The 25,172-nt window shown below is 63.6% G+C and carries 26 protein-coding genes and 1 pseudogene; 13 read left to right on the top strand and 14 right to left on the bottom strand.

The window, feature by feature from the left end; translation table 11 throughout:
* Nucleotides 1-125: 125 nt before the first annotated feature.
* The 9 genes from BSG09_RS08295 to BSG09_RS08255 form a co-directional block, all read right to left on the bottom strand.
* A complete protein-coding gene (locus BSG09_RS08295) occupies nucleotides 126-1,706 on the bottom strand; it encodes a tryptophan--tRNA ligase (RefSeq protein ID WP_092932022.1) in 1,581 nt (526 codons plus the stop codon).
* 65 nt (nucleotides 1,707-1,771) lie between these two features.
* Entirely contained in the window at nucleotides 1,772-2,917 is a 1,146-nt protein-coding gene (locus BSG09_RS08290) for an FtsZ/tubulin family protein (RefSeq protein WP_092932114.1), read from the bottom strand.
* A gap of 115 nt (nucleotides 2,918-3,032) precedes the next feature.
* Nucleotides 3,033-4,100, bottom strand: coding sequence for a tRNA-intron lyase (gene endA / locus BSG09_RS08285; RefSeq protein WP_092932020.1), 1,068 nt, complete (start codon nucleotides 4,098-4,100; stop codon nucleotides 3,033-3,035).
* 181 nt (nucleotides 4,101-4,281) lie between these two features.
* Nucleotides 4,282-5,058, bottom strand: a complete 777-nt coding sequence (locus BSG09_RS08280) for an endonuclease NucS domain-containing protein (protein ID WP_092932018.1) — start codon at nucleotides 5,056-5,058, stop codon at nucleotides 4,282-4,284.
* A 46-nt stretch (nucleotides 5,059-5,104) separates the two neighbouring features.
* Nucleotides 5,105-5,335 carry an Lrp/AsnC ligand binding domain-containing protein gene (locus tag BSG09_RS08275; RefSeq protein WP_092932016.1) on the bottom strand — a complete coding sequence of 77 codons (231 nt, stop codon included), beginning with the start codon at nucleotides 5,333-5,335 and terminating at the stop codon, nucleotides 5,105-5,107.
* Nucleotides 5,336-5,400: 65 nt separating this feature from the next.
* Nucleotides 5,401-6,087, bottom strand: coding sequence for a hypothetical protein (locus tag BSG09_RS08270; protein WP_092932014.1), 687 nt, complete (start codon nucleotides 6,085-6,087; stop codon nucleotides 5,401-5,403).
* 162 nt (nucleotides 6,088-6,249) lie between these two features.
* Nucleotides 6,250-7,368: a helix-turn-helix transcriptional regulator gene (locus tag BSG09_RS08265; RefSeq protein ID WP_092932012.1), complete on the bottom strand. Its 1,119-nt coding sequence runs from the start codon at nucleotides 7,366-7,368 to the stop codon at nucleotides 6,250-6,252.
* A gap of 233 nt (nucleotides 7,369-7,601) precedes the next feature.
* Nucleotides 7,602-7,973 carry a hypothetical protein gene (locus tag BSG09_RS08260; RefSeq protein ID WP_092932010.1) on the bottom strand — a complete coding sequence of 124 codons (372 nt, stop codon included), beginning with the start codon at nucleotides 7,971-7,973 and terminating at the stop codon, nucleotides 7,602-7,604.
* Between the two features lie 10 nt (nucleotides 7,974-7,983).
* Nucleotides 7,984-8,649 (bottom strand): hypothetical protein, encoded by a 666-nt coding sequence (locus tag BSG09_RS08255; RefSeq protein WP_092932008.1) that lies wholly within the window; start codon nucleotides 8,647-8,649, stop codon nucleotides 7,984-7,986.
* Nucleotides 8,650-8,752: 103 nt separating this feature from the next.
* Between BSG09_RS08255 and BSG09_RS20125 the strand changes: the two genes are divergently transcribed.
* The 3 genes from BSG09_RS20125 to BSG09_RS08245 all read left to right on the top strand — a co-directional run bounded on the left by BSG09_RS20125 (nucleotide 8,753) and on the right by BSG09_RS08245 (nucleotide 10,191).
* The gene (locus BSG09_RS20125) at nucleotides 8,753-9,016 is read left to right on the top strand and encodes a hypothetical protein (RefSeq protein ID WP_139246195.1); all 264 of its coding nucleotides are present in this window, start codon (nucleotides 8,753-8,755) and stop codon (nucleotides 9,014-9,016) included.
* Complete coding sequence (locus tag BSG09_RS08250; protein ID WP_092932006.1) at nucleotides 9,013-9,663, top strand: HAD family hydrolase; 651 nt, start codon at nucleotides 9,013-9,015, stop codon at nucleotides 9,661-9,663. The genes BSG09_RS20125 and BSG09_RS08250 overlap by 4 nt, the downstream gene beginning before the upstream one ends.
* A 309-nt stretch (nucleotides 9,664-9,972) precedes the next feature.
* Nucleotides 9,973-10,191 carry a hypothetical protein gene (locus BSG09_RS08245; protein WP_139246194.1) on the top strand — a complete coding sequence of 73 codons (219 nt, stop codon included), beginning with the start codon at nucleotides 9,973-9,975 and terminating at the stop codon, nucleotides 10,189-10,191.
* Between the two features lie 116 nt (nucleotides 10,192-10,307).
* Here BSG09_RS08245 and BSG09_RS08240 read toward each other — a convergent pair whose 3' ends face one another.
* From BSG09_RS08240 to BSG09_RS08230, 3 genes are all read right to left on the bottom strand, one after another.
* Nucleotides 10,308-12,662, bottom strand: a complete 2,355-nt coding sequence (locus BSG09_RS08240; protein ID WP_092932002.1) for a DEAD/DEAH box helicase — start codon at nucleotides 12,660-12,662, stop codon at nucleotides 10,308-10,310.
* Between the two features lie 52 nt (nucleotides 12,663-12,714).
* Nucleotides 12,715-13,314 carry a hypothetical protein gene (locus tag BSG09_RS08235; protein ID WP_092932000.1) on the bottom strand — a complete coding sequence of 200 codons (600 nt, stop codon included), beginning with the start codon at nucleotides 13,312-13,314 and terminating at the stop codon, nucleotides 12,715-12,717.
* 75 nt (nucleotides 13,315-13,389) lie between these two features.
* The gene (locus BSG09_RS08230; RefSeq protein WP_092931998.1) at nucleotides 13,390-13,905 is read right to left on the bottom strand and encodes a PH domain-containing protein; all 516 of its coding nucleotides are present in this window, start codon (nucleotides 13,903-13,905) and stop codon (nucleotides 13,390-13,392) included.
* Nucleotides 13,906-14,115: 210 nt separating this feature from the next.
* Here BSG09_RS08230 and lipA point away from each other — a divergent pair, with 210 nt between their 5' ends.
* The 4 genes from lipA (at nucleotide 14,116) to BSG09_RS08210 (ending at nucleotide 18,973) form a co-directional block, all read left to right on the top strand.
* Complete coding sequence (lipA, locus tag BSG09_RS08225) at nucleotides 14,116-15,081, top strand: lipoyl synthase (RefSeq protein ID WP_092931996.1); 966 nt, start codon at nucleotides 14,116-14,118, stop codon at nucleotides 15,079-15,081.
* A gap of 224 nt (nucleotides 15,082-15,305) precedes the next feature.
* A complete protein-coding gene (gene pdhA, locus BSG09_RS08220; protein WP_092931994.1) occupies nucleotides 15,306-16,412 on the top strand; it encodes a pyruvate dehydrogenase (acetyl-transferring) E1 component subunit alpha in 1,107 nt (368 codons plus the stop codon).
* Nucleotides 16,413-16,416: 4 nt separating this feature from the next.
* Entirely contained in the window at nucleotides 16,417-17,412 is a 996-nt protein-coding gene (locus tag BSG09_RS08215) for an alpha-ketoacid dehydrogenase subunit beta (RefSeq protein WP_092931992.1), read from the top strand.
* 1 nt (nucleotide 17,413) lies between these two features.
* Nucleotides 17,414-18,973 (top strand): 2-oxo acid dehydrogenase subunit E2, encoded by a 1,560-nt coding sequence (locus BSG09_RS08210; RefSeq protein ID WP_092931990.1) that lies wholly within the window; start codon nucleotides 17,414-17,416, stop codon nucleotides 18,971-18,973.
* Nucleotides 18,974-19,010: 37 nt separating this feature from the next.
* On the opposite strand, the gene BSG09_RS08205 is transcribed toward BSG09_RS08210, so the two are convergent.
* Entirely contained in the window at nucleotides 19,011-19,664 is a 654-nt protein-coding gene (locus tag BSG09_RS08205) for a hypothetical protein (RefSeq protein WP_175542170.1), read from the bottom strand.
* A gap of 31 nt (nucleotides 19,665-19,695) precedes the next feature.
* Between BSG09_RS08205 and BSG09_RS08200 the strand changes: the two are divergent.
* The 6 genes and pseudogenes from BSG09_RS08200 to BSG09_RS08180 all read left to right on the top strand — a co-directional run.
* Nucleotides 19,696-21,009: pseudogene (locus tag BSG09_RS08200) on the top strand (phage tail sheath family protein); the annotation flags it as partial.
* 53 nt (nucleotides 21,010-21,062) lie between these two features.
* Entirely contained in the window at nucleotides 21,063-21,521 is a 459-nt protein-coding gene (locus tag BSG09_RS08195) for a phage tail protein (protein ID WP_092931988.1), read from the top strand.
* Nucleotides 21,518-21,682 (top strand): hypothetical protein, encoded by a 165-nt coding sequence (locus BSG09_RS20755; RefSeq protein WP_175542169.1) that lies wholly within the window; start codon nucleotides 21,518-21,520, stop codon nucleotides 21,680-21,682. The genes BSG09_RS08195 and BSG09_RS20755 overlap by 4 nt, the downstream gene beginning before the upstream one ends.
* On the top strand, nucleotides 21,679-22,239 hold the full coding sequence (locus BSG09_RS08190; protein ID WP_092931986.1) for a hypothetical protein: 561 nt from the start codon (nucleotides 21,679-21,681) through the stop codon (nucleotides 22,237-22,239). Before BSG09_RS20755 ends, BSG09_RS08190 begins: the two co-directional genes overlap by 4 nt.
* Before the next feature lie 5 nt (nucleotides 22,240-22,244).
* Entirely contained in the window at nucleotides 22,245-22,499 is a 255-nt protein-coding gene (locus BSG09_RS08185) for a DUF6760 family protein (RefSeq protein WP_223174695.1), read from the top strand.
* Nucleotides 22,500-22,550: 51 nt separating this feature from the next.
* Nucleotides 22,551-23,006, top strand: coding sequence for a phage tail protein (locus BSG09_RS08180; protein WP_092931984.1), 456 nt, complete (start codon nucleotides 22,551-22,553; stop codon nucleotides 23,004-23,006).
* Nucleotides 23,007-23,040: 34 nt separating this feature from the next.
* On the opposite strand, the gene uvrB is transcribed toward BSG09_RS08180, so the two are convergent.
* Nucleotides 23,041-25,098: an excinuclease ABC subunit UvrB gene (gene uvrB, locus BSG09_RS08175; protein WP_092931982.1), complete on the bottom strand. Its 2,058-nt coding sequence runs from the start codon at nucleotides 25,096-25,098 to the stop codon at nucleotides 23,041-23,043.
* Between the last annotated feature and the right edge of the window lie 74 nt (nucleotides 25,099-25,172).

The raw sequence follows: 25,172 nt of genomic DNA, 5'->3' as shown, positions 1-25,172 counted from the left end.
TTCACGAACAACCGTATATAGCTTCGTCAGACAGCAAGTCCCGGCCCCGTTCGCGCCCGAAAGAAAATCGGTCGCATGCACGTTGGGCGGTGCCACGACCGGACGGAAACCGCGTGATCACCCTGCTAGCGACGCCGTGGCGACTCGAGTTCGATGTCGACGTCCGCGAGCAACTCCTCGACTTCGTCGCGTTTCTCCTGGTGTTCCTCGAGGAACTCCCGCATCAACTGCGCCGCCTGTTCCTTGCAGTCACCACAGAGGCGCTCGCCGCCGACACACTCGTCGTAGACGCGCTTGGCGAATTCGTCGTCGTCGCCGGAGAGCAGGTAGGCGTAGAGTTCGTAGACGGGACACTCGTCGGCTTTCCCGCCTTTCTCGCGTTGTTCTTCGGCGGTCTCGCGGCCGCCGGTCGTCGCCGCCTTCACCTTGTTGTAGCCGTCCTCGGGGTCATCGAGCAGCGAGATGTGACTCGCCGGGATCGAGGAGGACATCTTACCGCCGGTCAGCCCGGTCATGAATCGGTGATAGATCGACGACGGCGGCTGGAAGCCGTAGCCACCGGTGTCGACTTCGACCTGACGGGCGAGTTCTTCAGCCTCGGCGAGATCGATCTCGAAGGCGTCGACGTGGTTCTCGTAGACCCGCTTTTCGCCCTCGATGGCCTCAATGAGTGCGTCGAACGCCTCGTCGGTCGCCCGCCGATCGGAAAAGCGGGTTCGCGGCCGGATTGGCTCCATGCCGGCTTCGTTCAGCTTCGTCAGGACCGAACTCAGCGTGTCGGCGTCGGCCTCAAGGTCCGACAGCGGCGTCTCCTCTACCGCTTCGGCGACGTGGACACACCGGAGCGTGTCGTCGTCGAACTCGGCGGGCTCGAGTCGGTCGTAGAAGTCGGCGACCAGGTCCCGTTCGTCAGGCTCGAGTTCGAAGCTGGCGTAGGCCTCGCTCACCTTGAAAAAGCGCATCCGCTCGGCCAGGTCGCGAGCCAGCCGGACGTGGGGGTCCTGGTCGGGGCCGACAGGGATGACCGTGGGTTTGGGCTCCTCGAGTTGCGGGTAGAGGATGTCGGCCATCTGGGTGACGACCGATTGCATGTGCGAAACGTCGGTTTCGCCGTCGAAGCCGTAGATCGCCTGGAGCTCCGAGAAGTTGGCCTCCGCGCCGAGTTCGAACGCCAGATCCTGCAGCTCGCGGTTTTCCGATTGGCGGTAGAGTTCACCCTCTTCTGGATCAAATCCGAGCGCGAGCAAGGACAGCAGGTAATCGCGTGCGTGTTCGTCGATTTCCTCCCAACTCATCCCGCGGGCGGAGTTGGCTTCGAGGTCGGCGATCAGGGCGTAGGCGTCGGCCCCCTGTTGCTGATGCCAGATGATCTCGTCGAAGACCAGCTTGTGGCCGATGTGGGGGTCGCCGGTGGGCATAAAGCCCGAGAGGACGGCCGCAGGCTCGTCGTTTTGTAGCGCCTCGGCGACCGGGCGATAGTCCCGGTGGCCGAAAATGACGCCCCGTCGCATCAGGTAGTGCGGGTTTGGAACCTGCTCTAAGACCTCGTCGAACTCTTCGATCCCGAACTCCTCGAACAGTTTGCGGTAGTCGGAGACGCTCGAGGACCCCCAGGGGTCAAGCGCAACGTCGTCGGCACCTGCAGCCCCTCCGTCAGTCAGCGGTTCCCCTGACTCGGACTCCTCGAGTGGGTCGTCTCCGGTCATTACCCGGGTTTGGCTCGGCAGCGCGCAAAAGCCTTCGGCTTCGGCCCTGACGATGCGCTGGTGACTTACGGTTCGGGCGGCCGCTGGGCTGCCGCTCGCAACGCTGTGAGCCGATCCGACTCGACGCCAGCGAGGACAACGCCCGCGAAGACGGACTCGCCGTCGGGTCGTGGTGCATCACCGCCGAGGACGCCCGCCCCATCGAGTGCCGACTCGAGGGTTTGTCGCCCCTCGGCGATCGCCTGGCGGTTGAGCCACGCCGGCGGCCCGCCGACGACCAGCAGGCCGCGTGCGGCCGTTTCGAGGTTACACTCGAGGGAGAGTTTGCCGTGGATCCCCTTTCGGACCACGGTCTCGATGGCGCTGACCGCCTCGCTCGTCTCGACGTCAGGCGGCGACGAGAAGAGTCCGAGACCAAAGCGCGACCCGCCCGTTTCGACAGCCACGTCGTCGTAGCCGAGCGTGACGATGGCAGACTGGTCGCCGACGATCCGCCGAACGTCGCTCGCGTCGATGACGGTCTGGGCGACCGCTCCAGCCGATCGCTCGCCGGCAGCGAAGACGGCCTCGACTTGCGTCGCCAGTTCGCGGTTACAGCGATCGCGAGCGTCAGCGAGCGATTCAACGGGATGGAGCCACGCCTCGTTGTCGAAACAGATGATGGCGCTTGCGACCCCATCGAGTCGCTCGAGGGTGGCGACCGCGTTCGCCGCTGCGTTCGGTCGTGGTGGCGTCTCACTGCCGGCAGCCGGGTCGCTGACACGATGTCCAGGTCCCGACGCGTCGGCCGTGGCGGCGAACTCGCGGTCGGCCGGCAGCGTCGCGAGGACGTAGACCGGTACGTCGTAGCGCTGTTGGAGTGTCGCGACGAGTGCAGGGGCCGTTCCGCCGCCGGTCGCCCCACCTAGGCCGACCGCGACGAGAACCGCGTCGGCCGTCGGAGCGTCTCGATCGCGCCGCTCCAGAAGGTCGTCGGCGTGCTCTCGACCGATCGTCAGTCCCCGCTCGAGGTCACCGTCAAGTCCGCCGTCACTGGCCGGACCGTACTGCACGCGGTGAGATTCCGGAATAACGGTTCGGTTCAGATCAGCCTCGTCGGTGTCGAAAACCGTGACGTCGGTGAGAAACGAGTGTTCTGCCGGCTCCGCCGCGCGGATCGCATCAGCGATCCGACAGCCTGCGCCGCCGACGCCGAGTACCTCGAGTTGCATGATGCGATCCTTGTCCGTCGGGGCTTTCATACTGTCGGACGCCACGGTTCGCACACTGGCCGCACGCGAGACACGGTCGGGCCAGACACCCGCCACTGACAATTAGCCGATAGTATTAGGGCGTCAGCCGCTCGAGCGACCACCACTCGATACCGTCGCTGCCGTCGGCGTCATCGTCGACCAGCGCGAACACCATCGTCTTCCGAACGCCGTGGGCAAGCCGCACGTCCAGTGCCAGATCGCGCGGTTCGAAGACGTACTCGGCTGGATGGACTCGGACGAGTAACTCTGAGTGACCCAGGTTTTCGACTGACTCCACGTCGGCGTACGTCCGGAAGTCCGCGCCGAACTTATAGCCAGTTTTGGGAACGACGTTGCGGTCCCGGAGCTCGGTGTAGACCGTCAACCGCCGATCGAACCGCTCGCCTTCGACATCGCGGCCCCGCTCGCGAACCGTCGCGGGATCGAGGTCGATTGCACCCCGTTCGGCCAGATACGCTGCCTCGAGCAGCGAACACTGCAGCGTCGGCTCGTCGTACTCCCTGCCCTCGAGCGGTTGACCGTAGAACGTCCGCTCGTAGAGCTCAAGCGGTGGCTCCCAGACGACGACCCGATCGGCCAGCAGGTCGGCCCCGCAGTTGTCGGGCAACGTCGCGTCGGTGCCGGAGGTCCCGGTCGGATCGCGACGATCGACCTCGAAATAGGTGATCTCACTCTCTTCGTCGACGACCGCTAAGACGCCTTCCTGAAGCTCGCTGGCGGGAACGTCGGTTCGCTCTCCGATGACCCGCAGGGCGTATTCGATCTCACCGTCTCGAGGCCCTTTCCCACGCGGAAAGACCGCGAAGTCGGCCGCGCCGCCGGGCGGGCTTGGAACCCACGGTTCGGCGGCCGGTGAGAGATAGAAGCCACGCGATCGCAGGTCCGCATAGACCAGAAACCGCACGTCGAAGTTCTCGCCGGGCTCGCGCGCGACGAACTCCCGAAAGGAGAGTCGCTCGCCGCTCTCATCGATCACCGCCTCGAGATCGCCCCGATACAGCAGGTGGGCCGCCTCGACGGGTGCGAGAGCGATCTCGTTGCCCTCGAGTGGATAGCCATACCCCCGCGAATCGTGATACCGCTGGCGTGCGTCGCCGCCAACATGGACGACGCCGTCGTCGAACCGCCCCTCGAGTGTCATAGCGGGTGTTGGGCGGCCGCGACTAAGGGGCTGCGGATCGATTCCCGTCCGTCAGTCGTGATCCTGTTTGGGTTGGATCGCCAAGTGCAACTACCTCGGAAGCCCCTTTCAGTCCCACCCACCGCAGTGGCGGCTGGTCAGGCAGCTATCGCGCGATGGCTGGTCCGGTATCGACTGGTGATCAGTCGTCAGCCGCGGGCTCGGGCGTGAGCGTCCCCTCGAGCGCGCGCTCACAGGTCGCGTCGAGACACCGGATGCCGCTTGCGGTCTCGAAGGTCGGCAGGCCACAGCCACACTCGCCGTCGACGACGCCGGCGGGGACGGCAAAGCCGGTGTCACAATCGGGATAGTGCTCACAGCCGGCGATAAGACCGCCGCGACGGAGAATCCGAAGATCACCGTCACAGTCGGGTTCCGGACAGGCCCACTCACGATCGAACGCTTCCGTGACTGCCGCGTCGAGGGATTCACAGCTCCGGTCGAGACAGACGTTGAACGCACGCCCGCGCTCGACGCGCATCTTCGGGAGGCCACACTCACAATCACACTGGTCATCACGAATCGTCGCGTCGGCCGGCACGCCGTAGCGATCGCCACACCCCACACAGTGGACATCGTTCGAGCGCACGAGTGCCCCGCCACAGTCCGGACACGTTCCGACAGGCGTCCCGGCCGCCGAGGAGGGGTAGTGGGCAAAGCCGTCCTGCTCGTGGGCGGCGATCCGCAGCGTCTGGGTGTCCTTTTTCGCGACGAGGGTGAAGCCGTCTCGGCGGTCGCTCGAGACGCTATCGGCGCGGGTCAGCCACGCGACTGGCTGGTAGCCGTCGGTGTCGTGGACGAGGACGGTGTTGTCGGGTTTGACGATCGTCGTCACCCGGCCGCGGTACTCCTGGCGGTCGTCAGCCTCGGCGATGACGGTGCAGTCACCCGCGAGGACGCGGATCGCGTCGTCGATCATAGGCGGGCTGGCCGCGGCTTCGTATGTAAACCCGCGGACAGCAGTCTCAGTCAATACAGACGTACGTTCGTGTCGTCCCGACGCCCTCGAGCGGCCGGATCGTGTCGGTGACCGTCTCGAGGAGATCGCGAGGGTCGTCACCCGTCAGCTCGACGATGACGTCGAAATCGCCCGCGATAGCGTATACCCCCGCGATGCCCTCTGCATCACGCAGGGCCTGACACACGTCGTTTTCGGTTCCGGCCGCGGTATCGAGCATCGCATACGCGTCGACCATCCCGCCGAACTACAGTCTCAGGGATCAAAAAACACGAGTGCAGTCGCACTCGCGAGTCGACGGTGTCAGTTCTCGTTCGGCGGGGCGGCAGTTCCGTTCTGGCCGCCCGGCGACTCAATGGCACTCCGCTGGGGCCCGCGGGGTTCTCGGCCGTCGCCGATCGACCGGCCAACGTCGTCGCCGGCGATCGAGCGCGCGATCGACACGGTGTCAGGCCCGCCGAGATCGGCTGCACGGTCACGCAGCGTTCGGATCGATTCGATATCGATGCCACGTTCGTCGCGCACGTCAGCAGGGAGGTCGGCTGCCGTCGACGCGGCGATCGCGGTCTGGCGCTCGATCGTTCGCATCTCGGCTGCGGTCTGTGCGACTTCCGCACGGTAGCGGCCCTCGCTTAGCTCGCCGGCTTCGCGGGACTCGTTCAGCCGCTCGAGTCTGGCTTCGAGTTCCGTCAGCCGCGTTTCACTCGTCTCGAGGTGGTCTGCGATCAGGGACGCTTTCGTCGCGTTGGTCTCGGCGTTTGCAAGCCTGATATCGATGGCCCGCGTCGAGACATCGCCCTCGAGTTCGGCGTGCTGGACGCCGACGGCCGCAGCGAAGCGTGCGCCGGGTTTGATCGATTCGGTCTCGGCGTTCGATTCGGGATCGTCCTGGGCAGTGGCACTCGAAACGACGCTCGCCGCCGCGACCGGAACTGCGACCGTCGCGACGACGAGGATCGCTGCCAGTGCGATCGAGAGAGATCGGTTCATTGGTGGCTATCGTATCTGTATGATGATATACGTTCGAGACGGTGTCCTGGATTCAACGACGGTTAACGCCGTTCAACGCCGTTTTCGATCCGATGCCGTCCGTCGGTTTCGACGAGTTTTGCCGTGGCGCACTCGCCGTTCGGTTCGCGCAGTGGGAGTGGATCATTGTTCGCTGTCACTATCGGGTTCCATCGTGAGCTCATCGGCCTCGGGCAGCGAGAGTACGTTCTCACGGCCGAGGCGGAACGACTCGAGTTTGCCTTCCTCGCGTAAGCCACTGACCACCTTGCTGGTCTTCGCGTCGGTCCAGCCCAGTTCCTCGACGACCGCCTGCTGTTTCATCCGGCCGCCGTTATCACTGACGAGTCGAAGGACCTGCTCTTCGTTACTGAGCAGTTCCATATCAGGTGTGGCGGTCGCGCTCGAGCCCGCCGATTCGTCGGTCGAGTCCGGTGACGTCGTCGCGGAGCCAGAGTCGGGGCCACGATCCGGGCGTCCGTGGCCGTCGGCTGTCGGCCCCGCTGTCGACAGCCGATTGCGGTACCACCACATGCCGACAGCGCCGGCCCCGGCTGCGGCGAGCGCGACGGCTGCGATCGTCGTCGTGCTGACTCCGCTGCCCCCAGCAGTGACAACGATGCGCGGCTCGCCGGAGATGAAATCGGTCGATTCGCCGCGCCAGATCACGACGGTCTCACGGTTCTCGTCCGGATCAGGCGTGACCGACGTTTGCTCGTAGCCGTCGGGCCACTCGAACAGCAGTCGCGTCCCGTCGTCGAGGTAGATTCCCTCGATGGCGTCGCCTGCTCGGAGTTCATCGCCATCGACAGCGGCGAACCCATGCCAGCGAAACGTGTATCTGACGACGCCGTACTCGCGGGCGAACGACTGGCGCTCGGTCTCGACGGCGAATCCGTCGGCGGACATCTCGCGGCCCGTCGCGTTCTGTGCCGCAGCGACCGTCTCTGTCATCCGATCGGCGAACGACTGCGTGTAATTCCCGGGATCATCCTGGATGTCATCCCGGAGCGATTCGAACGCCGTCGTGCTCTCGGTATCGTCGAGCCGGACCCAGAACTCGAGGGTCCACTCGGCGGTCCCGTTCGGCTGGAGCGCCACGTCCATTCGGACCTCGTCCGCATCGAGTTGCGTGTCCTGCAGCACGAACGGGTTTGATTGCGTGCGGCTGGGGTTCGTCGCCCCGGTCGCGGCCGCAACCGGCCCCGTTCCGGTCACAAGCAGTATGACGACCACGATCGTCATGCCGACGCGACTGTTCATATGCGTCGGTTCTTGCCACCTCAGTTAAAACATGCGAAAGTAAGAAATCGTGCGTTCACTGCGCTTTATCCGCCCTATTCGTCCGATACTGAAGAGAAGTATACTATAGTAATCATGTTGTTTGGCCAATCACAGACACCCCAGAGCGAACCGGTTCAGTCGGTTCGAACCGCCAGCAGTTGGCAGCGAAAAAAGCGTCAGCGGGGTGGGAAGGGAGCGCCAGCAGGGATACTTCAAGCCCCCGGCACGCCGAGTGCCGAGATTTGGCCGATACCGAGCAACTCGAGTGCCGCGAGGATGACGACCGCGGCCATCCAGGCGACGACGGCGACGCCGGCCGAGTGCAGCCAGCCGAGCTGGGAGCGCCACCTGACGACGCCAATCCACGCGGCGATCGCCAGTAACTCGCCGAGCAGCGGCACTGGCTCGAGGAGGGCCCAGGCGATCGCACCGAGCAGTGCAGTCAGCACCGCGTGGGCGAAGTCTTGCCCGTCAGAGACGACGTGTGTGCCGACGTGGAGGGCACCGCCGCCGACGAGCAGGCTCACGGCGAATGTCAGCAACCGATGTTCGATGCCGACCGAGGCCGGCGGCGCTGGTGTCATGGGACGTCAGTTAGGCGCTGGTCTGCGTGTCGTCCGATGCTGTCTGGTCGCCGTCGGGCTGCGTGTCGGCAGTCTGCTCGTCGCTCGACTGACGCTGTTCGCTGTCAGTCTGTGTGTCGTCCGACTGGGCCTGTCCATCGTCGGTCTCTTGGGACTGGTCGGCGGTGTTATCGGCGTTTTCGGTGTCGGTCGGCTGCGCTTCGTTGGTGATGTCAGTCGCGTCGGTCTCGTCGGTGTTGTCGTCGCCCGGCGTCACTGCGCTGATCGCCTCACCGAGCCGACTCCCGAGGTCACCACTCAGGAACGACGAAATCTTGTCGTGGACCGCGGAGACGTGATCCGGAACCTGCGCAGGAAGGTCGACGGCCGGTCCCTGTCCGTTACCGTTGTCAGTGTCGGCAGCGGCGCTGTTCTCGCTGCGCTTGTCGGCAGCAGCACCGTTCTGGTTGCGGTTGTCCGAAGCGGCACTGTTCTCGCTCCGCTCGTCGGCAGCGGTGCTGTTCTCGCTTCGATTCGCGTTGTCGGCTGCATGCTGTGCGTTGCTCGCTGCGTGGTCGTCGATACGATCCGCGCCCGTGTCAACGTCGACGGGTGCGTTTCCGGGTGCCGCGGCGGCGAACCCGCTCGCTACGATCAGTGCTGCGAACACGGCAGCGATGAGCGTCGTTCGTTTCATAGCTTGCAACCGATGCCCGGTGGTCGGATGGACTTGAAGGGGGATCGTGGTGAACGCGGTTTGCATCCGTTTACGGCCATTTAACGGACGTTTTCGGGGGTTTGTGACCCGTTCAACGTGGATCGAGCAGGCTCGAGCCGACGGCGAACAGGAAACCGCGATTCGGATCCGATACCTCGTCAACCGCGCCGCCGGCGCGCGTCGTCGCGACACGAGGCGAGCACGTCACCCTCGAGCACCAGCGCCACAGGATCGCCACACGTCTCGCGTCGACGTGATCTACAGTCGGGCGGTGACGTCCTCATCGCCCTCACTGCTGCGTGCCAAACGGCTATACGGGCCGATCAACTACCACCGGCGTACATGACCGCTGTGTTGTTCGATATGGACGGCGTCGTCGTCAACAGCGAAGACTTCTGGGTCGACTTCCAGCGCGAAGAGATCCTGCCGGCGACGGTCCCTGACACGGATGTCGCCGTCGCCGAGACGAGTGGCATGAACTTCCGCGAGATCTACGACTACCTCGAGGCAGAGTACGGGACCGCCATCTCCCGCGAGGAGTTCATCCAGCGATTCAACGCCGCCGCTGAGGAGATCTACACCGAGCGCGCGGCCCTCCTCGATGGCTTCCACGACCTCCTCGCCGAGCTGGACGCTCGCGGCGTTCCGACGGCGCTCGTGTCGTCGTCACCCCACGACTGGATCGGCATGGTCCTCGAGCAGTTCGCGCTCGAGGACTCGTTCGATCGCGTCATTAGCGCCGACGACATCGACGCCGCGAGCAAGCCCGAACCGGACGTTTTCGAGTACGCCGCGGGCGAACTCGGCGCCCCTGCCGCCGACTGCGTCGCCGTCGAGGACTCGGCAAACGGGATCGAGGCGGCTGCGCGGGCAGACATGACCGTCGTCGCCTACCGGATCGACGCCCACGGCGATATCGACCGCTCGCCGGCTGACAAAGTCGTGGACTCGCCTGCGGAGCTACGGGACGCCGTACTCGGGTTGACCTCGTAGCAGTACACGGACTCACAGAGTTCGTTCGACAGGGGAGATTTCACGGTACTCTGGACTGAATTGACTGATAAGTATATCTGATGATAGACCGTCAGGAGAGGCTCACGCGGACATACTTCTGGCCGATTGACTTAGTGCTACTAACCGTTCGAAAAAACACCTCCAAGAGAAACTCTCTCGACGGAATTTAGATGATACGAGTATTGAGTTAGCAGAACACATCTCACTCAGATGTCGATATTTGGGGGTTTGAGCGGCTACACCTGCATGACCCCTTCTCTTATCCGTGACAACAGGACTTACTCTTGTATGGGATTTATAACAATCTTACAGGTTGTATCGACATTGGGCGTCCTTGTGACCGCTTCAATTGCTGTTTTGGAGTGGCTCGGGCACGATGACGGAGATGATGACAAAGGCAAAGATAGCGAAAATGACGACACTGATAATCAAGAAGCCTCAGAAGCTGGAGCGGCAGTCATCGCTGGTGGAGACGGCTCCAACTGGCCGTACAACAACGGACGGTGATATCGCTCAGTGCTGTCTGTGCACTTACCGTTCATCGGATTATTACACGAAGTTATGAGAATAACTCTCTGTCAAGCTTAACGAAGCAATAGCAGAGCCGCCGTCGGGAGTCGTCGCTACCGGACCTCGACCGTCCGGGTCGCTTCGACCGGCACCAGCGGCTCCTCGGGGAAGGCGACGCTGACGGTAAACTCGAGTTCGTCGGCATCGGCTCCGAAGACGCCCACCGGGACGGTTTCGGTGTCGCGCAGGTAGGTATTCGTGCTCGTCATCTCGACCCCGTTGACGGTCACGCGGATGCCGGCACGAGCGGGTTCGCCGACGTTTCGGACCGTGACTTCACAAACCTCGTTTTCGCCGGTCGCGATGGTGTCGGGGAACTGTCCCCACTCGAGGTCGATCGCGGGCAGCGACTGGGCTCCCTCGTAGACAGCCTCGGCGACGCCCTCCGAGAGGCCGGCGTCGACGAGCCCCGCAACGCCCGCGTCGACGACGTCGCCAGGGGTCGACAGCCCCTCTTTCGCTAATTTGCTCGCACGACCTGGACCGACGCCGTCGATGGCGGTGAGTCCAACCGCGTCCTCGGCGACGCCGTTCTCGATGCGGGCCTCGACTCGCCGCGCGAGGTTCGACGCATGAGGGCCGACGAAGCGATCGAGGAACGCCTCGAGCGCCGAGACGAGCCGCGTGGCGTTTTGGCGGATGACCCAGGCGTCGCTACGCAGTTCCGCAGGCGTCGAGCCACTGGCTGCACCCCGAAGGATCGCGAGCACCTTTCGTTGGCCTGCCTCGAGGTCGCCCGTCTCCTGGCCGACCAGCACCGCGCTGATCGCGTCGCGTTCGTCCTGACGGGCCGAAACGGAGTCGAATTCCGCGGCGGTGGCGATCGTCTCGAGGACGTCGCCGGTCATCAACTCGTCTCCGTCGTCGACGCGATCACATAGTGCCGCGAATCGGGCTGCCGTGTCGAGTCGGAGGTAGTACTTCGAGGTCAACACGCCCCGCGGCGTGGCCTCGATCGAGAGGTCCTCACCAGTCTCGACGAAGCCACGGTCGACCAACCCCTCGAGACAGTCCCGGACACGCTGGCGGAGGTTTGGGAAGTCGTAGTCGTCGGGTTTGGACTGCCCGCGGACGTAGTAGAAGGTCGTCTCGAGCCAGTCCATTACGTCCTCGAGATCGGTGATCGTGCCCATCGCGATCTCGGCGTTGAGGTGGGTCGCCAGACTCTCCGCGAGACGGGACTCGATCTCCTTGCCATCACGCAGGAGGCGGCGGTACTTGTCTGCCTCCGCGGTATCGCAGACGACCCAGCCATAGCCGATATCGTCGTAGCCCGGACGCCCCGCGCGCCCGAGCATCTGAAGTACGTCGAGGGGGCTCATGTCGATCTCACCCTCGAGCGGATCGTGGAGTTTCGTATCCCGGATCACGACACAGCGGGCGGGCAGATTGACCCCCCAGGCCAGCGTCGACGTCGAAAAGAGCAGTTCGACGTGGCCCGTCTTGAACCACTCCTCGACGAGGTCGCGGTCGTTCTTCGAGAGGCCGGCGTGGTGGAAGGCCACGCCGTCGAGCACGGAATTTCGAAGGGTGTCGTTCTCGAGGGCTTTCGATTCGGTATGAAAGTCGTAGTCGCCGCGTGCACCCATCGGAATATCGCGTTCGGCGATCTCGTCTCTGGCCTTCTTGGCGGCCTGGACGGTGTCCTGTCGAGACGACACGAACACGAGCGACTGTCCGTCCTCCCGAAGGTGTGGCTCTGCAAGATCGAGTGCCCGATACAGCCGGCGGTACTTGTCGGCAAAGGAGTTCTCGCCGTGCGTGTAGGTCTTGACGCCCGCGTTGAGGTCGACGGGACGGTACTCCTCGCCGAATTCGAAGGTACACTCCTCGGGCGCGTCGAGCCACGCCGCGACATCACCGACATTGGGCATCGTCGCGGAGAGCGCGACGATCCGGGGCTCACAGAGCCGGCGCAGCCGCGAGATCGTCACCTCGAGCACGGAGCCCCGTCGATCCGCGTCCAGCAGATGAACCTCGTCGATTACACAGACGTCGATGTCTGTGACGAAGTCGTACCGCCGCGAATCGTGTTTGCGGGTCGCCGAGTCGAGCTTTTCGGGGGTCATCACGAGGATGTCCGCCCGGCGCGCGCGGCGAGGATTCAGCTCGCGCTCGCCGGTGACGACGTACACCGAGTACTCCAGATCCTCGAACCGGTCCCAGTCGTCTTCTTTCTCGTTCGTCAGCGCTCGCATCGGGGCGATAAACAGCGCGGTGCCGCCGTCGGCGAGTGCCTTACAGATCGCCAGCTCCGCGAGTGCCGTCTTCCCCGAGGCGGTCGGCGCGCTCGCGACCACGTTCTCGTCGGACTCGAGCAATGCGGGCAGGGTCTCGCGTTGCATCCGGTTGAACTCCTCGAACGCGAACGCGTCGGCAAACTCCGGGAGAACCTCGGCGACCTCCATCACACAGAAACGAGGTGTGACAGGTCAAAGGCGTTTCCTTCGAGTTCGCCTTCTATCGCGTGGTGACGACGGCGGCAATCGCGGCCCCGGCAGTCGCGAACACCAGCGGGTACAAGACGCCGCCGAGGACGATCGCTGGCAGGAGCGCCGGTGCGATCGAACTACTCGCTTCGATGCCGAGCGCGGACGTTTCAGTGGTCGATTCAGTGGCGACAGTTCCGAGACCCATGACGACGGCATAGCCGATCGCCACCGGCGCACCGGCGACGACGGCATCACCGAGATCGGTCACGTTCCACTGCAGGGCCAGCACCGCACCGGCCGCGAGCAACACGAGCGGCGGCACCACGTACAGCAGGGTCGCGCCCGCAGCATCCGATTGTGCGATGAGATCGAGAGTACTCATCCCGGCAAACGAGCCGATTTGACCACTGACCTCGATATCGACCAGGTGCGCCTCGTAGAAGAACCAGGCGACGGCTTTCCACTCGGCGACGGTGTCGCCGGCAGCCTCGCGGGCCTGACTGGCGACCAGTAGGTACGTCAGGAGATAGCCGATCGCGGCGGCGAAGACACCGACCCCCGCACTCGCTGCGACGCTCGAGCGACGCGAGACCGTGGGCTCTTCGGAGGGAGACAGCTGTGGGGACATCGTACCGGTTCTCGAAGCCGAGTCGACTAATGGGTCTTGTGGTTTCTCGAGCAACTGGGACCGACCGCGCGCCGATCAGAGCGCCGATTCGTCGGTCGCGACGGCCTCGAGCTGGTCGCTAAGCCGACTGCTGGCTACCTCCGGGTTTGGGACGCGTTCGAAGGTCAGCTCTGGATCGCCGGAGCCGGCGGTGTAAACCGTCAGGTCGCCGTATCCCAGCAGGCGACCGAGCCCGCTCTGACTGAGACTAGTGTTTTGGACGCGCTCGAGGCGAAACTGGGTGACGTCTCGCGAGATGACCCCGCGTTTCTTGTAGAGTTCCGAAGAGGTGATGACGTAGCGGGTGTTCGTCCAGACGAGATAGCGGCCGACCGCGACGGCCACGCCGACGACGAGTAGGCCGAACCCGAGAAGCGTCAGAAGGCTGGGGCCGTCGATCACGCTCCAGCCCGCGACGAGCAGGCCCGCAAGCGCGAGTCCAATCCCGACTGGCAGTCTGGCCCCCATCGTAATCGGATGGGGGCGGCTCTCCCAGACGATGTCCTCGTCCTCACTGATGTGAAACCAGTCGGGTGTCGAGCCGAAGGCCATCCGTCGCTGGTAGTCCGTTGTCGCCTGTAAAGCTGTCGGGAGAATGGGGCCGCTTACCGGCTCTTTCCTCTCATTAAGCGGGTTTGGGGCACCATACAGCGCTATCCGCTCGCCAGCTGGCAGCCGCCAGACTGATACCTGTCAGACATCGGGTGACGAACCGGACCTGTGACCGACATGGTTTTTCACCACGCGGTCCCATGACACACTATGAGCCGCGCGCGAAAACCTGACTGGCTGAAGAGCCGTCCGCCGTCGGGACGGGAGTTCGCCGGCATCCGGGAGACGCTACGGGACCACGGGCTTCACACCGTCTGTGAGGAGGCTAACTGTCCGAACCTGGGTGAGTGCTGGTCCGGGCGCTCCAAGGCCGGCAGTCAGGACCGCGGTGGCACGGCGACGTTCATGCTCATGGGCGATCGCTGCTCTCGAGCCTGCAATTTCTGTGACGTGCAAACGGGCGGGATGGAGCCACTCGACCCCGACGAGCCCGAAAACGTCGCGAGCGCCATCGCCGAGATCGGGCTGGATTACGTCGTGCTCACGAGCGTCGACCGCGACGACCTCCCCGATCAGGGCGCAGGCCACTTCGCGGAGACGATCCGCGAGATCAAGGCCCGCCATCCGGGCATCGTAGTCGAAGTGCTGATCCCCGACTTTCAGGGCGAAGCACACCTCGTCCGGAAGATCATCGATGCCGAACCGGACGTGATCGCCCACAACGTCGAAACCGTTGAACGGCTCCAGTTCCCCGTTCGCGACCGGCGTGCGGGCTACGAACAGTCCCTCTCGGTGCTCGAGCAGGTCGAACGCGAATCCGACATTTACACCAAGACCTCGATCATGCTCGGTCACGGCGAGTACGACCACGAGGTCTACCAGACGCTTGCGGACCTGCGCGAGCGCGGCGTCGACATCGTCACGCTCGGCCAGTATCTGCGACCTTCGAGGAATCATCTCGAGGTCAAGCGCTACGACCACCCGGACAAGTACGAGACGTGGCGGCGCGTCGCCGAAGAGGAACTGGGATTCCTCTATTGTGCGAGCGGGCCGATGGTTCGGTCGTCGTACAAAGCGGGCGAGCTGTTCGTCGATGCGGTTCTGCGCGAGGGCAAGAGCGTCGCGGAGGCGCGAGCCGACGCACGCCGGACACAACCACAGCAGACCGAGACCTAACCGGCAGTCGAGCGCTATTTTGTCCAGTCTCGTTCCAATCTTTCGTCTGAGATTCGACAATCAGCAGTAAATAGCCACTTCCGTTCATTTCCGTCCAGGTTCGTCCGGATGAGTATGAGACTTCTGTGGGCCGCTGGCAAGAATCTCTCTGATAGTAAACTATTTTGGGAAACTCCTTTACCCTGAGCGGTCGTGTGCTAGGGTATGTATAGGTGGGTTCTCCCGTGAGTACGATACAGCGCGATCCCCGCGAGCGAGTCCAGATACTCGACGATGCGGGCCGGGTCCGAGAGGGTGCCGACGTCCCCGACCTCACCGAGGACGAACTCGTCGAGATGTACGAGCAGATGCGGCTCGTGCGCCGCTTCGACGAGCGGGCCGTCAGCCTCCAGCGCCAGGGGCGGATGGGTACGTATCCGCCGCTGTCCGGCCAGGAAGGCGCACAGGTCGCCAGTGCTCACGCCTTAGACACCGAGGATTGGGTCTTCCCCAGCTACCGCGAACACGGCGTCGGCCTCGTTCGGGGCCTCTCGCTCGAGCGCACCCTGCTCTACTGGATGGGCCACGAGCGGGGTAACTACATGCCCGAAGACGTCAACATCTTCTCGGTCGCGGTTCCCATCGCCACCCAGATCCCCCACGCGACGGGGGCGTCCTGGGCATCGAAACTCGACGGCGAAGAGAAGGCGTTCATCTGTTACTTCGGCGACGGGGCCACCTCGGAAGGAGACTTTCACGAGGGGTTGAACTTCGCCGGCGTCTTCGATACGCCGACCGTCTTCTTCTGTAACAACAACCAGTGGGCCATCTCAGTCCCCCGCGAGCGCCAGACGGCGAGTGCGACCTTAGCCCAGAAGGCCACCGCCTACGGCTTCGACGGCGTCCAGGTCGACGGGATGGACCCACTCGCTGTGTACAAGGTCACCCGCGAGGCCGTCGAGAAAGCCAAAGCCCCCGACGGGGACGAACCCCGACCGACGCTCATCGAGGCGGTCCAGTACCGATTTGGGGCTCACACCACCGCCGACGATCCGTCCGTCTACCGCAGCGACGAGGAGGTCGAACGCTGGAAGCAGAAAGATCCCATTCCGCGCCTCGAGACGTACCTGCGATCGAACGGGATGCTCGACGACGAACAGGTCGACGTGATCGAAGCGCGGATCGAAGACGATGTCGCGGATGCCATCGATTCGGCCGAATCGTTCGAACGACCCGACCCCGAGGAGATCTTCGCCCACGTCTACGAAGGGATGCCCCGCCGACTGCACCGGCAACTCGAGTACTTCGAATCGATCCGCGAGAAACACGGCGACGACGCGCTCCTGGAGTGAAACGATGGCCACACAATCACAAACTGAGAACCTCACGCTGGTCGAGGCGGTTCGCGACGGATTACACACGGAGATGGAACGCGACGACGATGTCATCGTCATGGGGGAAGACGTCGGCGAGAACGGCGGCGTCTTCCGTGCAACCGACGGCCTCTACGAGGCGTTCGGCGAGAACCGGGTGATCGATACGCCGCTTGCGGAATCGGGGATCGTCGGCACGGCGATCGGAATGGCAGCCTACGGAAAGCGGCCGGTTCCCGAGATCCAGTTCATGGGATTTATCTACCCTGCATTCGATCAAATCGTCTCGCACGCGGCGCGCCTACGGACGCGCTCGCGCGGTCGATACACGTGTCCCATGGTCGTTCGCGCCCCCTATGGCGGTGGCATCCGCGCACCCGAACACCACTCAGAGTCGACCGAGGCGATGTTCGTCCACCAGCCCGGGCTCAAGGTCGTTATTCCCTCGACCCCCGCCGACACCAAGGGACTGCTGACCAGCGCCATCCGAAGTCCGGATCCAGTGATATTCCTCGAGCCAAAGCTCATCTATCGGGCCTTCCGCGAGGAAGTTCCCGACGAATCGTATGAGGTGCCACTCGGCGAGGCCGCGATCCGCCGCGAGGGATCCGATATTTCGGTCTACACGTGGGGCGCGATGACCCGGCCGACGCTCGAGGCAGCCGAGAACCTCGCCGACGAGGGAATCGACGCGGAAGTCGTCGACCTGCGGACGCTCTCGCCGCTAGACGAGGAGACGATCGTCGACTCGTTCAAAAAGACCGGCCGCGCCGCGGTCGTCCACGAGGCACCCAAGACCGGTGGGTTGGGTGCCGAGATCACCGCGACCCTCCAAGAGGAAGCACTGCTCTATCAGGAAGCGCCTGTCGAACGCATCACCGGCTTCGACACGCCGTTCCCGCTGTACGCACTCGAGGACTACTACCTGCCAGAGCCAGCGCGCATCGAGGACGGCATCCGAGACGCCGTGGGGTTCTGACATGGTCAGAGAGTTCGAACTTCCCGACGTTGGTGAAGGCGTCGCCGAGGGAGAGTTGGTCTCGTGGCTGGTCGATCCGGGTGACGAGGTCACGGAGGATCAGCCGGTTGCGGAAGTCGAGACGGACAAGGCGCTCGTGGAGGTGCCAGCACCGGTCGATGGAACCGTCCGCGAGTTACACGCCGAAGAAGGGGAGGTCGTCCCGGTCGGAACCGTGATCATCTCGTTCGATGTCGCAGGCGACGGCGCGGCCGAAGCGACCGAAACGGCCGCCGACGCTGCCGAAAGCCCCGGCGCGACTGGAGCCGAGAGGGACCAGGGCGAGGCGTACGACGAACGGATCTTCGCACCGCCGCGCGTGCGTCGGCTGGCCCGCGAGGCAGGACTCGATCTCTCGAGCATCCAGGGAAGCGGTCCTGGCGGTCGGATTACGACGGTCGACGTACGGGCGACCGCCAGCGCCGCCGAGACGGGACAGGAGCAATCCCGCTCCCAAGAACCTGTGGCCGATACCGAACCCGCGACTGCTGACACGGGCGATAGCGACACCGCGACGGCCGACGAGGCCGCGTCGACAGCACCCGATCGAGCCACAGCACCGGCGCGACTCGAGGCCACCGATCGCGAGACGACCCTGGCAGCACCCGCGACTCGGCGGCTCGCCGCGGAGGAAGACGTCGATATCGACGCCGTTCCGGCGACCGAAGAGCGTGACGGTGAGGCGTTCGTCACGCCCGAAGCGGTTCGAGAGTACGCCCAGGCCCAGCGCCGGGCCCAAGAGGCCGATCGCGAGGCAATCGAAGCGGGCGAGCCGGTCGGGACGGCGGAGGCCGACTTCGCTCCCGGCGAGCACGAACGTCGAGAGCCGTTCCGCGGCGTTCGCAAGACGATCGCCGAGGCGATGGTCGAGTCCAAATACAGCGCACCCCATGTCACCCACCACGACGAGGTCGACGTGACCGCACTCGTCGACGCACGCGAGGAACTCATCCCTCGCGCCGAGGAGCGTGGCATCCGGCTGACTTACATGCCGTTTCTCATGAAAGCCGTCGTGGCGGCGCTGAAAGAACACCCCGAGATGAACGCCGTCATCGACGAGGACGCCGAAGAGATCGTCTACCGTGACTACTACAACATCGGCGTCGCGACCGCGACCAACGTCGGACTGATGGTGCCAGTTGTCGAGGACGCCGACCGGAAAGGACTCCTCCAACTGTCCTCGGAGATGAACGAACTCGTCCAGAAGGCCCGCGACCGAACGATCAGCCCCGACGAGCTCCGCGGGTCGACGTTTACGATCACCAACGTCGGTGGCATCGGTGGCGAGTACGCCACGCCCATCATCAACTACCCCGAAGCAGGCATCCTCGCGATCGGCGAAATCAAACGCAAGCCACGCGTCGTCACCGACGAGCACGGTACGGAATCGATCGAACCCCGCTCGGTGCTGACCCTCTCGCTGTCGTTCGACCACCGGTTGATCGACGGTGCCGTCGGTGCTCGGTTTACGAACACCGTGATGGAATATCTCGAGAACCCCAATCTCCTCTTACTCGAGTGACTCGCATGTCCGTCAGCGCAGTACCGACGGCCTGTCGTCACTCGTCCGGAACGATATCCACGAGCACGTCGAGTGCGTCCGCGGCCTCGCAGACGCGATCCTGTGTTTCTGCCATGTCGAGAATCGAGCCGTCGTCCTCGAGCGTCTCCTGAAGGTCGGAGACAGATCTGAGATAGCGCTCGAGACTGGCTTCGGTCGTCGCTCCCTCGAGTCGGTCACCGAGTTCGATCAGTTGCTCGAGGACCTGCCGGACGTGACTGCGGTAGGCAGCCTCGTTCTCACACACCTGTCCGCTGGCTGTGCGAGCGGCCGTCGCGATCTCACGAGCGAGTCGGCTGGCGTCGCCCTCGCTCGTCCGCCGTTCTAACCGCTCGGCGAGGGCGTCGAACACGCGCGCCCGCTCTGTGAGTGTATTGCGCATGATGTATCGGGTCAGCGTCGCCTGCTTTCGTGTGACGCGCTCGACTTCGTCCTCGAGCGCGTCGAGTCGGTCCGAAACCGCCGTAATATCGTCCGGGATGTCGGGCGGCTCCCGTTCGACCGGCGTTCGATGAGGGTTGTCGGTGTCCGTGATATGATCGATGATCGTCCCAAAGAGCAGGTCGTGATCGTAGACGAACTCCCGAGGTGCCGACGCCTCCGAATCCGTCCAGCCACCGTCGGGCGTCCGCTCGAACGAGCCGAGAAACACGCCTGTCTCCGAGTCGGACTGAAGCGAAGATCGGTACTGGTCGTGTGATCTCGAGGCGGTCAGCAAACCTGCATCCGATCAACCTGATCCCGCGCCCGACATCGAAGAAGTCTACGAGGACATGTCGGCCGATCCCGAATCCAGCCAGTTCTACGAGAAACAGATCCCGGGATCGGTGCTCGTCGACCTCGAACAGCAAGCTGCGGGCCGCCCCGCCGAAGGGCTCTCCTGGCTCTCTCGGGATGTCCCCGAGGAGTACGCCGACGGTGGGCTAATCGAGGTCGGCGACGAGTCGGAGACTGCTGCCTACATCCCTGACGATCTCGAGGAACGAGCGTACACCGAATTACAGGGGATCGCCAAACCGTTCGACATCGACGCGTCACAGTCTCAGGAGGATCTGCAGGCTGCTCTCGAGGAGATCCGTGCCGGCGAAAAGGCGGTCGACGTCGACGTGGTCTCCGATCTCTCGGCAGTGCCCGAGACAGAGAGCGTGTCGCTGAGTGACTACGAAGGGATCGACAAGCCCGGGATGCGAACCGGTCTTGCGGCGTTCAGGGAACTCGACGATGTCTCACTCATGTGTGTCCCTGACGAAAACGATATCGAGGGGTTGACTGAGGCGCTCGTCGCTCACTGTGAGAACATGGGTGAGCGGTTCGCGATCTTGCAGGCACCGCAGAACGCGGGTGCGATCTCGGAGCTCGAGACGCCGGTTGATTCCTCATATGCAGCCTATTACTATCCGTGGGTCGAGGCGACGGATCCGCTGACCAACCGAAAGCGGCTCGTCCCGCCTGGCGGCCACATCGCTGGAATCTTCGCGCGAAGCGACGTCGAACACGGCGTCCACAAGGCACCCGCAAACGAAGTCGTTCGGGGCATCCTCGGCACACAACACACGATCACCAAGGGCGAACAAGACGTGCTGAATCCGAAGGGCGTCAACTGCATTCGGAGTTTTCAGGGTCGTGGCATCCGCCTCTGGGGTGCGCGGACGACGTCCAGCGATCCGTCTTGGAAGTACGTGAACGTGTGGCGGCTGTTCCTCTACATCGAGCAGTCGATCGACGAGGGGACCCAGTGGGCGGTCTTCGAGCCCAACGACGAGGACCTGTGGGCCCGCGTCCGCCAGTCCGCGGAGAACTTCCTGACGACGATCTGGCGAGACGGCGGACTACAAGGCAGCACCGCCGACGAGGCGTTCTACGTCAAATGCGGCGAGGAAACGATGACACAAGACGATATCGACAACGGCCGACTCATCGTCGAGATCGGCATTGCGCCCGTCAAACCGGCCGAGTTCGTCGTCTTCAGGATCAGTCAGGATACCAGCGACACATAGCACTGCCCACCCATAGCTGACAGCTCCAAAACCAATACGCAACTACCACGACAATGCCAGATTCACACGGACCACTCAGACAAACCGAATTCAAGGTTGAACTCGACGGCGTCGGCGTCCCCGGATTCGTCGAGGTCGAACTGCCAGCGATGCGAACCCAACAGGTCGAATACCGCGAAGGCAACGATCCATCACACAACCGAAAGCTCTGGGGAGACACCCAGTACGACGACCTCGTTCTCGTTCGCGGTGCAAACGAGAAAAACGAGGCGCTCTACAAGTGGCGAAAAGCCGTCGACCAAGGGAAGATGGACGACGGCGGCCGGAAGAACATCGCCGTGATCATCATGAACGAAGTCGGTGACTCGGTGCTTCGGTTCGAGTTCACGAAGGCATGGATCAAAGAGTATCGACCGCCGACGCTCAACGCCCACGGCGGGGGCGGGCAGGGTAACCTCGCGACCGAATCCTACGTCGTCACGTTCGACGAGATGGAGCGCAAGAACGTATGACACGGCCAGCCAATCAGTTCCCGGATGCAGATACCGTTTCGCCCGCCCGGTTTGATTCGGACTGGTACGTTGACGACGAGGGTGTGGTTCACACCGGTCGGGCAGCACCGTTCGCCGAGCGCGTCGTCGTCGGCTGTGACCGTCGGGGTGATCGACAATGACCGGCGGCACGCTCCAGACCGAGTTCGAATTTACCCTTCCGCAGGGGTACGTCGACGACGAGGGAACGCTCCACAAGGAGGGGCGCATGCGCCTCGCGACGGCAGCCGATGAGATCGAGCCACTACAATCCCCTCGCGTCCAGTCGAACTCCTCGTATCTCACGCTCGTCTTGCTCTCGCGGGTCGTGACCGAACTCGGCGACCTCGAGACGATCGACGTCAGCGTCATCGAGGACCTGTTCGTCTCGGATCTCGAGTATCTACAGGCGCTGTACGAGCGGATCAACAACCAGGGGGTAAACGCCGTCGAGACGGCCTGTCCAGAGTGTGGCGAGCGATTCGAGGTCGACGCCGAAAGCGGTGCCCACCTCACGACTGACGGTGCAAGCAGTCCCATGACTCAGGTTGGAAGGGACGCCGGCGCGACCGGCGTCGGCGGTGATCTCGGTGGAATCGGTACGATCGACTCGTCCGGACTCGAGGCCACCGAAATGCAAGCGGCCAGCGTCGACTCGAACGACGGTGAGGAATCAACGCCGGGAAATCCAGTGGAGTAATCCGGTTGTACGAACCGGATCGCCTCTACGAGGAGATCGCGTTCGTGGCCTACCATTTCGGGTGGAGCCACGAGACGGTGTTGAACATGCCCCATTGGGAACGACAGCGCTGGTGTACGGAGATCAGCGAGATCAACGATCGAATGAACGAGACACCGTCGGAGCGGGGCCGTGGCCACCGTGGCAGTCGTGGTCGCGGCCACAGACGTGACGACGCTGGCGGTGGGATCATCCTCCGTAACCCGCCGGAATCGGGCTAACTACGAACCACGGTATCTGGGGTGCAGATACCACCGCGCAGTACCGAAGTGATGGCAACAGACACGCACGAAACCGATCCCTACGCACAGTACAACTTCGAGGTCGAGGTCGACGGCGAGCCGGTCGCTGGATTCGCCGAGGTCGGCGGGATCACGATGGAACTGGAAACCGTCCCGTACCGAGAGGGTGGCGTCAACGATCGCGTCCACCAGTTACCCGGCCAGTTCGCACACGCGAACCTCGTCCTCCGACGCGGGTTGACCAAAAACACGACCTTCTGGGAGTGGATTCAGACGGTCATGAGTGGGACACTCACCAGGAAAAACATCGTCGTCACGGTGAAAGACGGCTTTCAAGGCAAGAGTCAATGGGGGTGGGAGTTCGACGGTGCGTATCCGACGAAGTGGTCTGGGCCGGGCCTCGTGAGCACCGATCGAGGGATGGCGATCGAGTCGATCGAGTTGGCCTACGAGCGCTTCTCGACGCTGTCAGGGATGCCGGACTAGCGGTCACAACTGGTGCAGTTGTCCCCGCGTCCTTTCAGAACTCCTCGGTCGGCGGCGCGATTCCCTCGTCGTCACCACCATCGAGATCGAACTCGTCTCGAAGTTCCCGAATCCGATCTCGGATATCGGCCGCCAACTCGAACTCGAGGTTGTTCGCTGCCTCCTGCATCTGTGCCTCGAGTCCGTCGATATAGCGCGCGGCGTCGTCTTCGTCGGTGAGTTCACGACCGGAGACGTCGCTGGTGTCGGTCTTCGACCCAGGGAGGTTGGTCTCGCCGATTTCCTTGTCGATGGTGGTGGGCTCGAGACCGTGGTCCTCGTTGTACTCCTGTTGGATCCGTCGGCGACGTTGTGTTTCCTCGATCGCAGACGCCATCGCGTTCGACGGCTCGTCAGCGTAGAGGACGACCTCGCCGTTGACGTTTCGCGCCGCACGACCCATCGTCTGGACGAGCGTCGTCTCCGAGCGCAGGAACCCTTCCTGATCGGCGTCCAGAATCGCCACCAGCGAGACCTCGGGGATGTCCAGGCCCTCCCGCAAGAGGTTGATGCCGACGAGCACGTTGATCTCACCTAATCGTAGCGAGCGGATGATCTCGTGGCGCTCGAGCGTGTCGGTCTCGTCGTGCATGTAGGCGACGTCGACGCCTGCTTCCTCGAGGTACTCGGTCAGGTCTTCGGCCATCCGTTTGGTCAGCGTCGTCACGAGGGTACGCTCGTCGCGAGCGATGCGCTCGTCGATACGATCCATCAAGTCGTCGACCTGCCCGGTCGCGTCCGCGACCTCGACCTGTGGGTCGACGAGGTGGGTGGGCCGGACGATCTGTTCGACGATCTGGTCGCTGTGGTCGGTCTCGTAGTCGCCCGGCGTCGCCGAGACGTACAGCGTCTGGTCCGTTTTTTCCTCGAACTCATCGAATGTGAGCGGGCGATTGTCATACGCTGTAGGAAGCCGAAAGCCGTTCTCGACCAGCGAGTCCTTGCGGGACTTGTCGCCGGCGTACTGGCCACGGATCTGGGGCAGCGTGACGTGGGATTCGTCGACGACGGTCAGGAAGTCGTCGGGGAAGTAGTCCAGTAGGGTGTAGGGCGCGTCGCCGGAGTCGCGATCGGAGAGGTAGACCGAGTAGTTCTCGATGCCCGAACAATAGCCGGTCTCGGCCATCATCTCGAGGTCGAACGTCGTTCGCTCTTCGATGCGCTGGGCGGCGACCAGATCGCCCTGTCGCTCGAAATACGAAATTCGGGAGTCTAGGTCGTCGCGGATCTCGTCCATCGCGCGCTCGAGTTTCGTCTCCGGAATCGAGTAGTGCTCTGCGGGGTGGATCAAGACGGCTTGCTGGTCGCCCTGGGTCTGACCCTCGAGCGGGTCGACCTTGACCATGCGGTCGATTTCGTCGCCCCAGAGTTCGACACGGACGGCGTACCGGCCGTACATCGGGTAGATCTCGATCGTGTCGCCCCGAACGCGGAACGTGCCCTGCGTGAAATCGACGTCGTTGCGCTCGTAATTGAGGTCCACGAGTTGGGCCAGCAGGTCGTCACGGCCGATCTGTTCGCCGACCTCGAGGCGAAGCGACATGTCGACGTAGTTGCGCGGGTCACCGAGCCCGTAGATGGCGGAGACGGAGGCGACGACGATGACGTCCTCGCGGGTCAGCAGTGACCGAGTCGCGGAGTGTCGGAGGCGGTCGATCTCGTCGTTGATCGAGGCGTCTTTATCGATGTAGGTGTCGGTCTGTTCGACGTAGGCCTCGGGCTGATAGTAGTCGTAGTAGGAGACGAAGTACTCGACGGCGTTGTCCGGGAACAGATTCCGAAACTCCTCGTAGAGCTGGGCCGCCAGCGTCTTGTTGTGGGCGATGACGAGTGTCGGCTTCTGGATCTCCTCGATCACCCAGGAGACGGTGTTCGTTTTCCCGGAGCCGGTCACCCCGAGCAAGGTCTGTTTGTCCATCCCCGATCGGAAGCCATTGGCCAACGCCTCGATCGCTTCGGGCTGGTCGCCCGCGGGCTCGAAGGGAGCGTCGACCGCAAAGGGGCGATCGACGTCTGGACGGTCCGGCTGCAGCGGGCCTTGCGCGTCGCTCATTGTCGGCGTCAGGGGCTCGAGCCACTTGACCCGCTCGCATACCCGGCCGGAGAGGGATGGCGAGTTGTCTAAAA

Source organism: Natrinema hispanicum, assembly GCF_900111485.1.
In the GTDB taxonomy this organism is placed as follows: Archaea; Halobacteriota; Halobacteria; order Halobacteriales; family Natrialbaceae; genus Natrinema; species Natrinema hispanicum_A.
Note: the sequence above shows the minus strand (reverse complement) of the source record. Positions and strands in the feature narration are given on the sequence as shown.

Coding starts and splice junctions, on each gene's coding strand:
- BSG09_RS08215 (WP_092931992.1), top strand. CDS start 16,417: ATGGCCACACAATCACAAACTGAGAACCTCACGCTGGTCGAGGCGGTT.
- BSG09_RS08195 (WP_092931988.1), top strand. CDS start 21,063: ATGCCAGATTCACACGGACCACTCAGACAAACCGAATTCAAGGTTGAA.
- BSG09_RS08265 (WP_092932012.1), bottom strand. CDS start 7,368: ATGAACAGTCGCGTCGGCATGACGATCGTGGTCGTCATACTGCTTGTG.
- BSG09_RS08235 (WP_092932000.1), bottom strand. CDS start 13,314: ATGTCCCCACAGCTGTCTCCCTCCGAAGAGCCCACGGTCTCGCGTCGC.
- BSG09_RS20755 (WP_175542169.1), top strand. CDS start 21,518: ATGACACGGCCAGCCAATCAGTTCCCGGATGCAGATACCGTTTCGCCC.
- BSG09_RS08240 (WP_092932002.1), bottom strand. CDS start 12,662: ATGGAGGTCGCCGAGGTTCTCCCGGAGTTTGCCGACGCGTTCGCGTTC.
- BSG09_RS08230 (WP_092931998.1), bottom strand. CDS start 13,905: ATGGCCTTCGGCTCGACACCCGACTGGTTTCACATCAGTGAGGACGAG.
- BSG09_RS08250 (WP_092932006.1), top strand. CDS start 9,013: ATGACCGCTGTGTTGTTCGATATGGACGGCGTCGTCGTCAACAGCGAA.
- endA (WP_092932020.1), bottom strand. CDS start 4,100: ATGACACTCGAGGGGCGGTTCGACGACGGCGTCGTCCATGTTGGCGGC.
- BSG09_RS08255 (WP_092932008.1), bottom strand. CDS start 8,649: ATGAAACGAACGACGCTCATCGCTGCCGTGTTCGCAGCACTGATCGTA.
- BSG09_RS08275 (WP_092932016.1), bottom strand. CDS start 5,335: ATGGTCGACGCGTATGCGATGCTCGATACCGCGGCCGGAACCGAAAAC.
- BSG09_RS08280 (WP_092932018.1), bottom strand. CDS start 5,058: ATGATCGACGACGCGATCCGCGTCCTCGCGGGTGACTGCACCGTCATC.
- uvrB (WP_092931982.1), bottom strand. CDS start 25,098: ATGAGCGACGCGCAAGGCCCGCTGCAGCCGGACCGTCCAGACGTCGAT.
- BSG09_RS08190 (WP_092931986.1), top strand. CDS start 21,679: ATGACCGGCGGCACGCTCCAGACCGAGTTCGAATTTACCCTTCCGCAG.
- BSG09_RS08180 (WP_092931984.1), top strand. CDS start 22,551: ATGGCAACAGACACGCACGAAACCGATCCCTACGCACAGTACAACTTC.
- BSG09_RS08270 (WP_092932014.1), bottom strand. CDS start 6,087: ATGAACCGATCTCTCTCGATCGCACTGGCAGCGATCCTCGTCGTCGCG.
- BSG09_RS08210 (WP_092931990.1), top strand. CDS start 17,414: ATGGTCAGAGAGTTCGAACTTCCCGACGTTGGTGAAGGCGTCGCCGAG.
- BSG09_RS08260 (WP_092932010.1), bottom strand. CDS start 7,973: ATGACACCAGCGCCGCCGGCCTCGGTCGGCATCGAACATCGGTTGCTG.
- BSG09_RS08245 (WP_139246194.1), top strand. CDS start 9,973: ATGGGATTTATAACAATCTTACAGGTTGTATCGACATTGGGCGTCCTT.
- BSG09_RS08290 (WP_092932114.1), bottom strand. CDS start 2,917: ATGCAACTCGAGGTACTCGGCGTCGGCGGCGCAGGCTGTCGGATCGCT.
- BSG09_RS08295 (WP_092932022.1), bottom strand. CDS start 1,706: ATGACCGGAGACGACCCACTCGAGGAGTCCGAGTCAGGGGAACCGCTG.
- lipA (WP_092931996.1), top strand. CDS start 14,116: ATGAGCCGCGCGCGAAAACCTGACTGGCTGAAGAGCCGTCCGCCGTCG.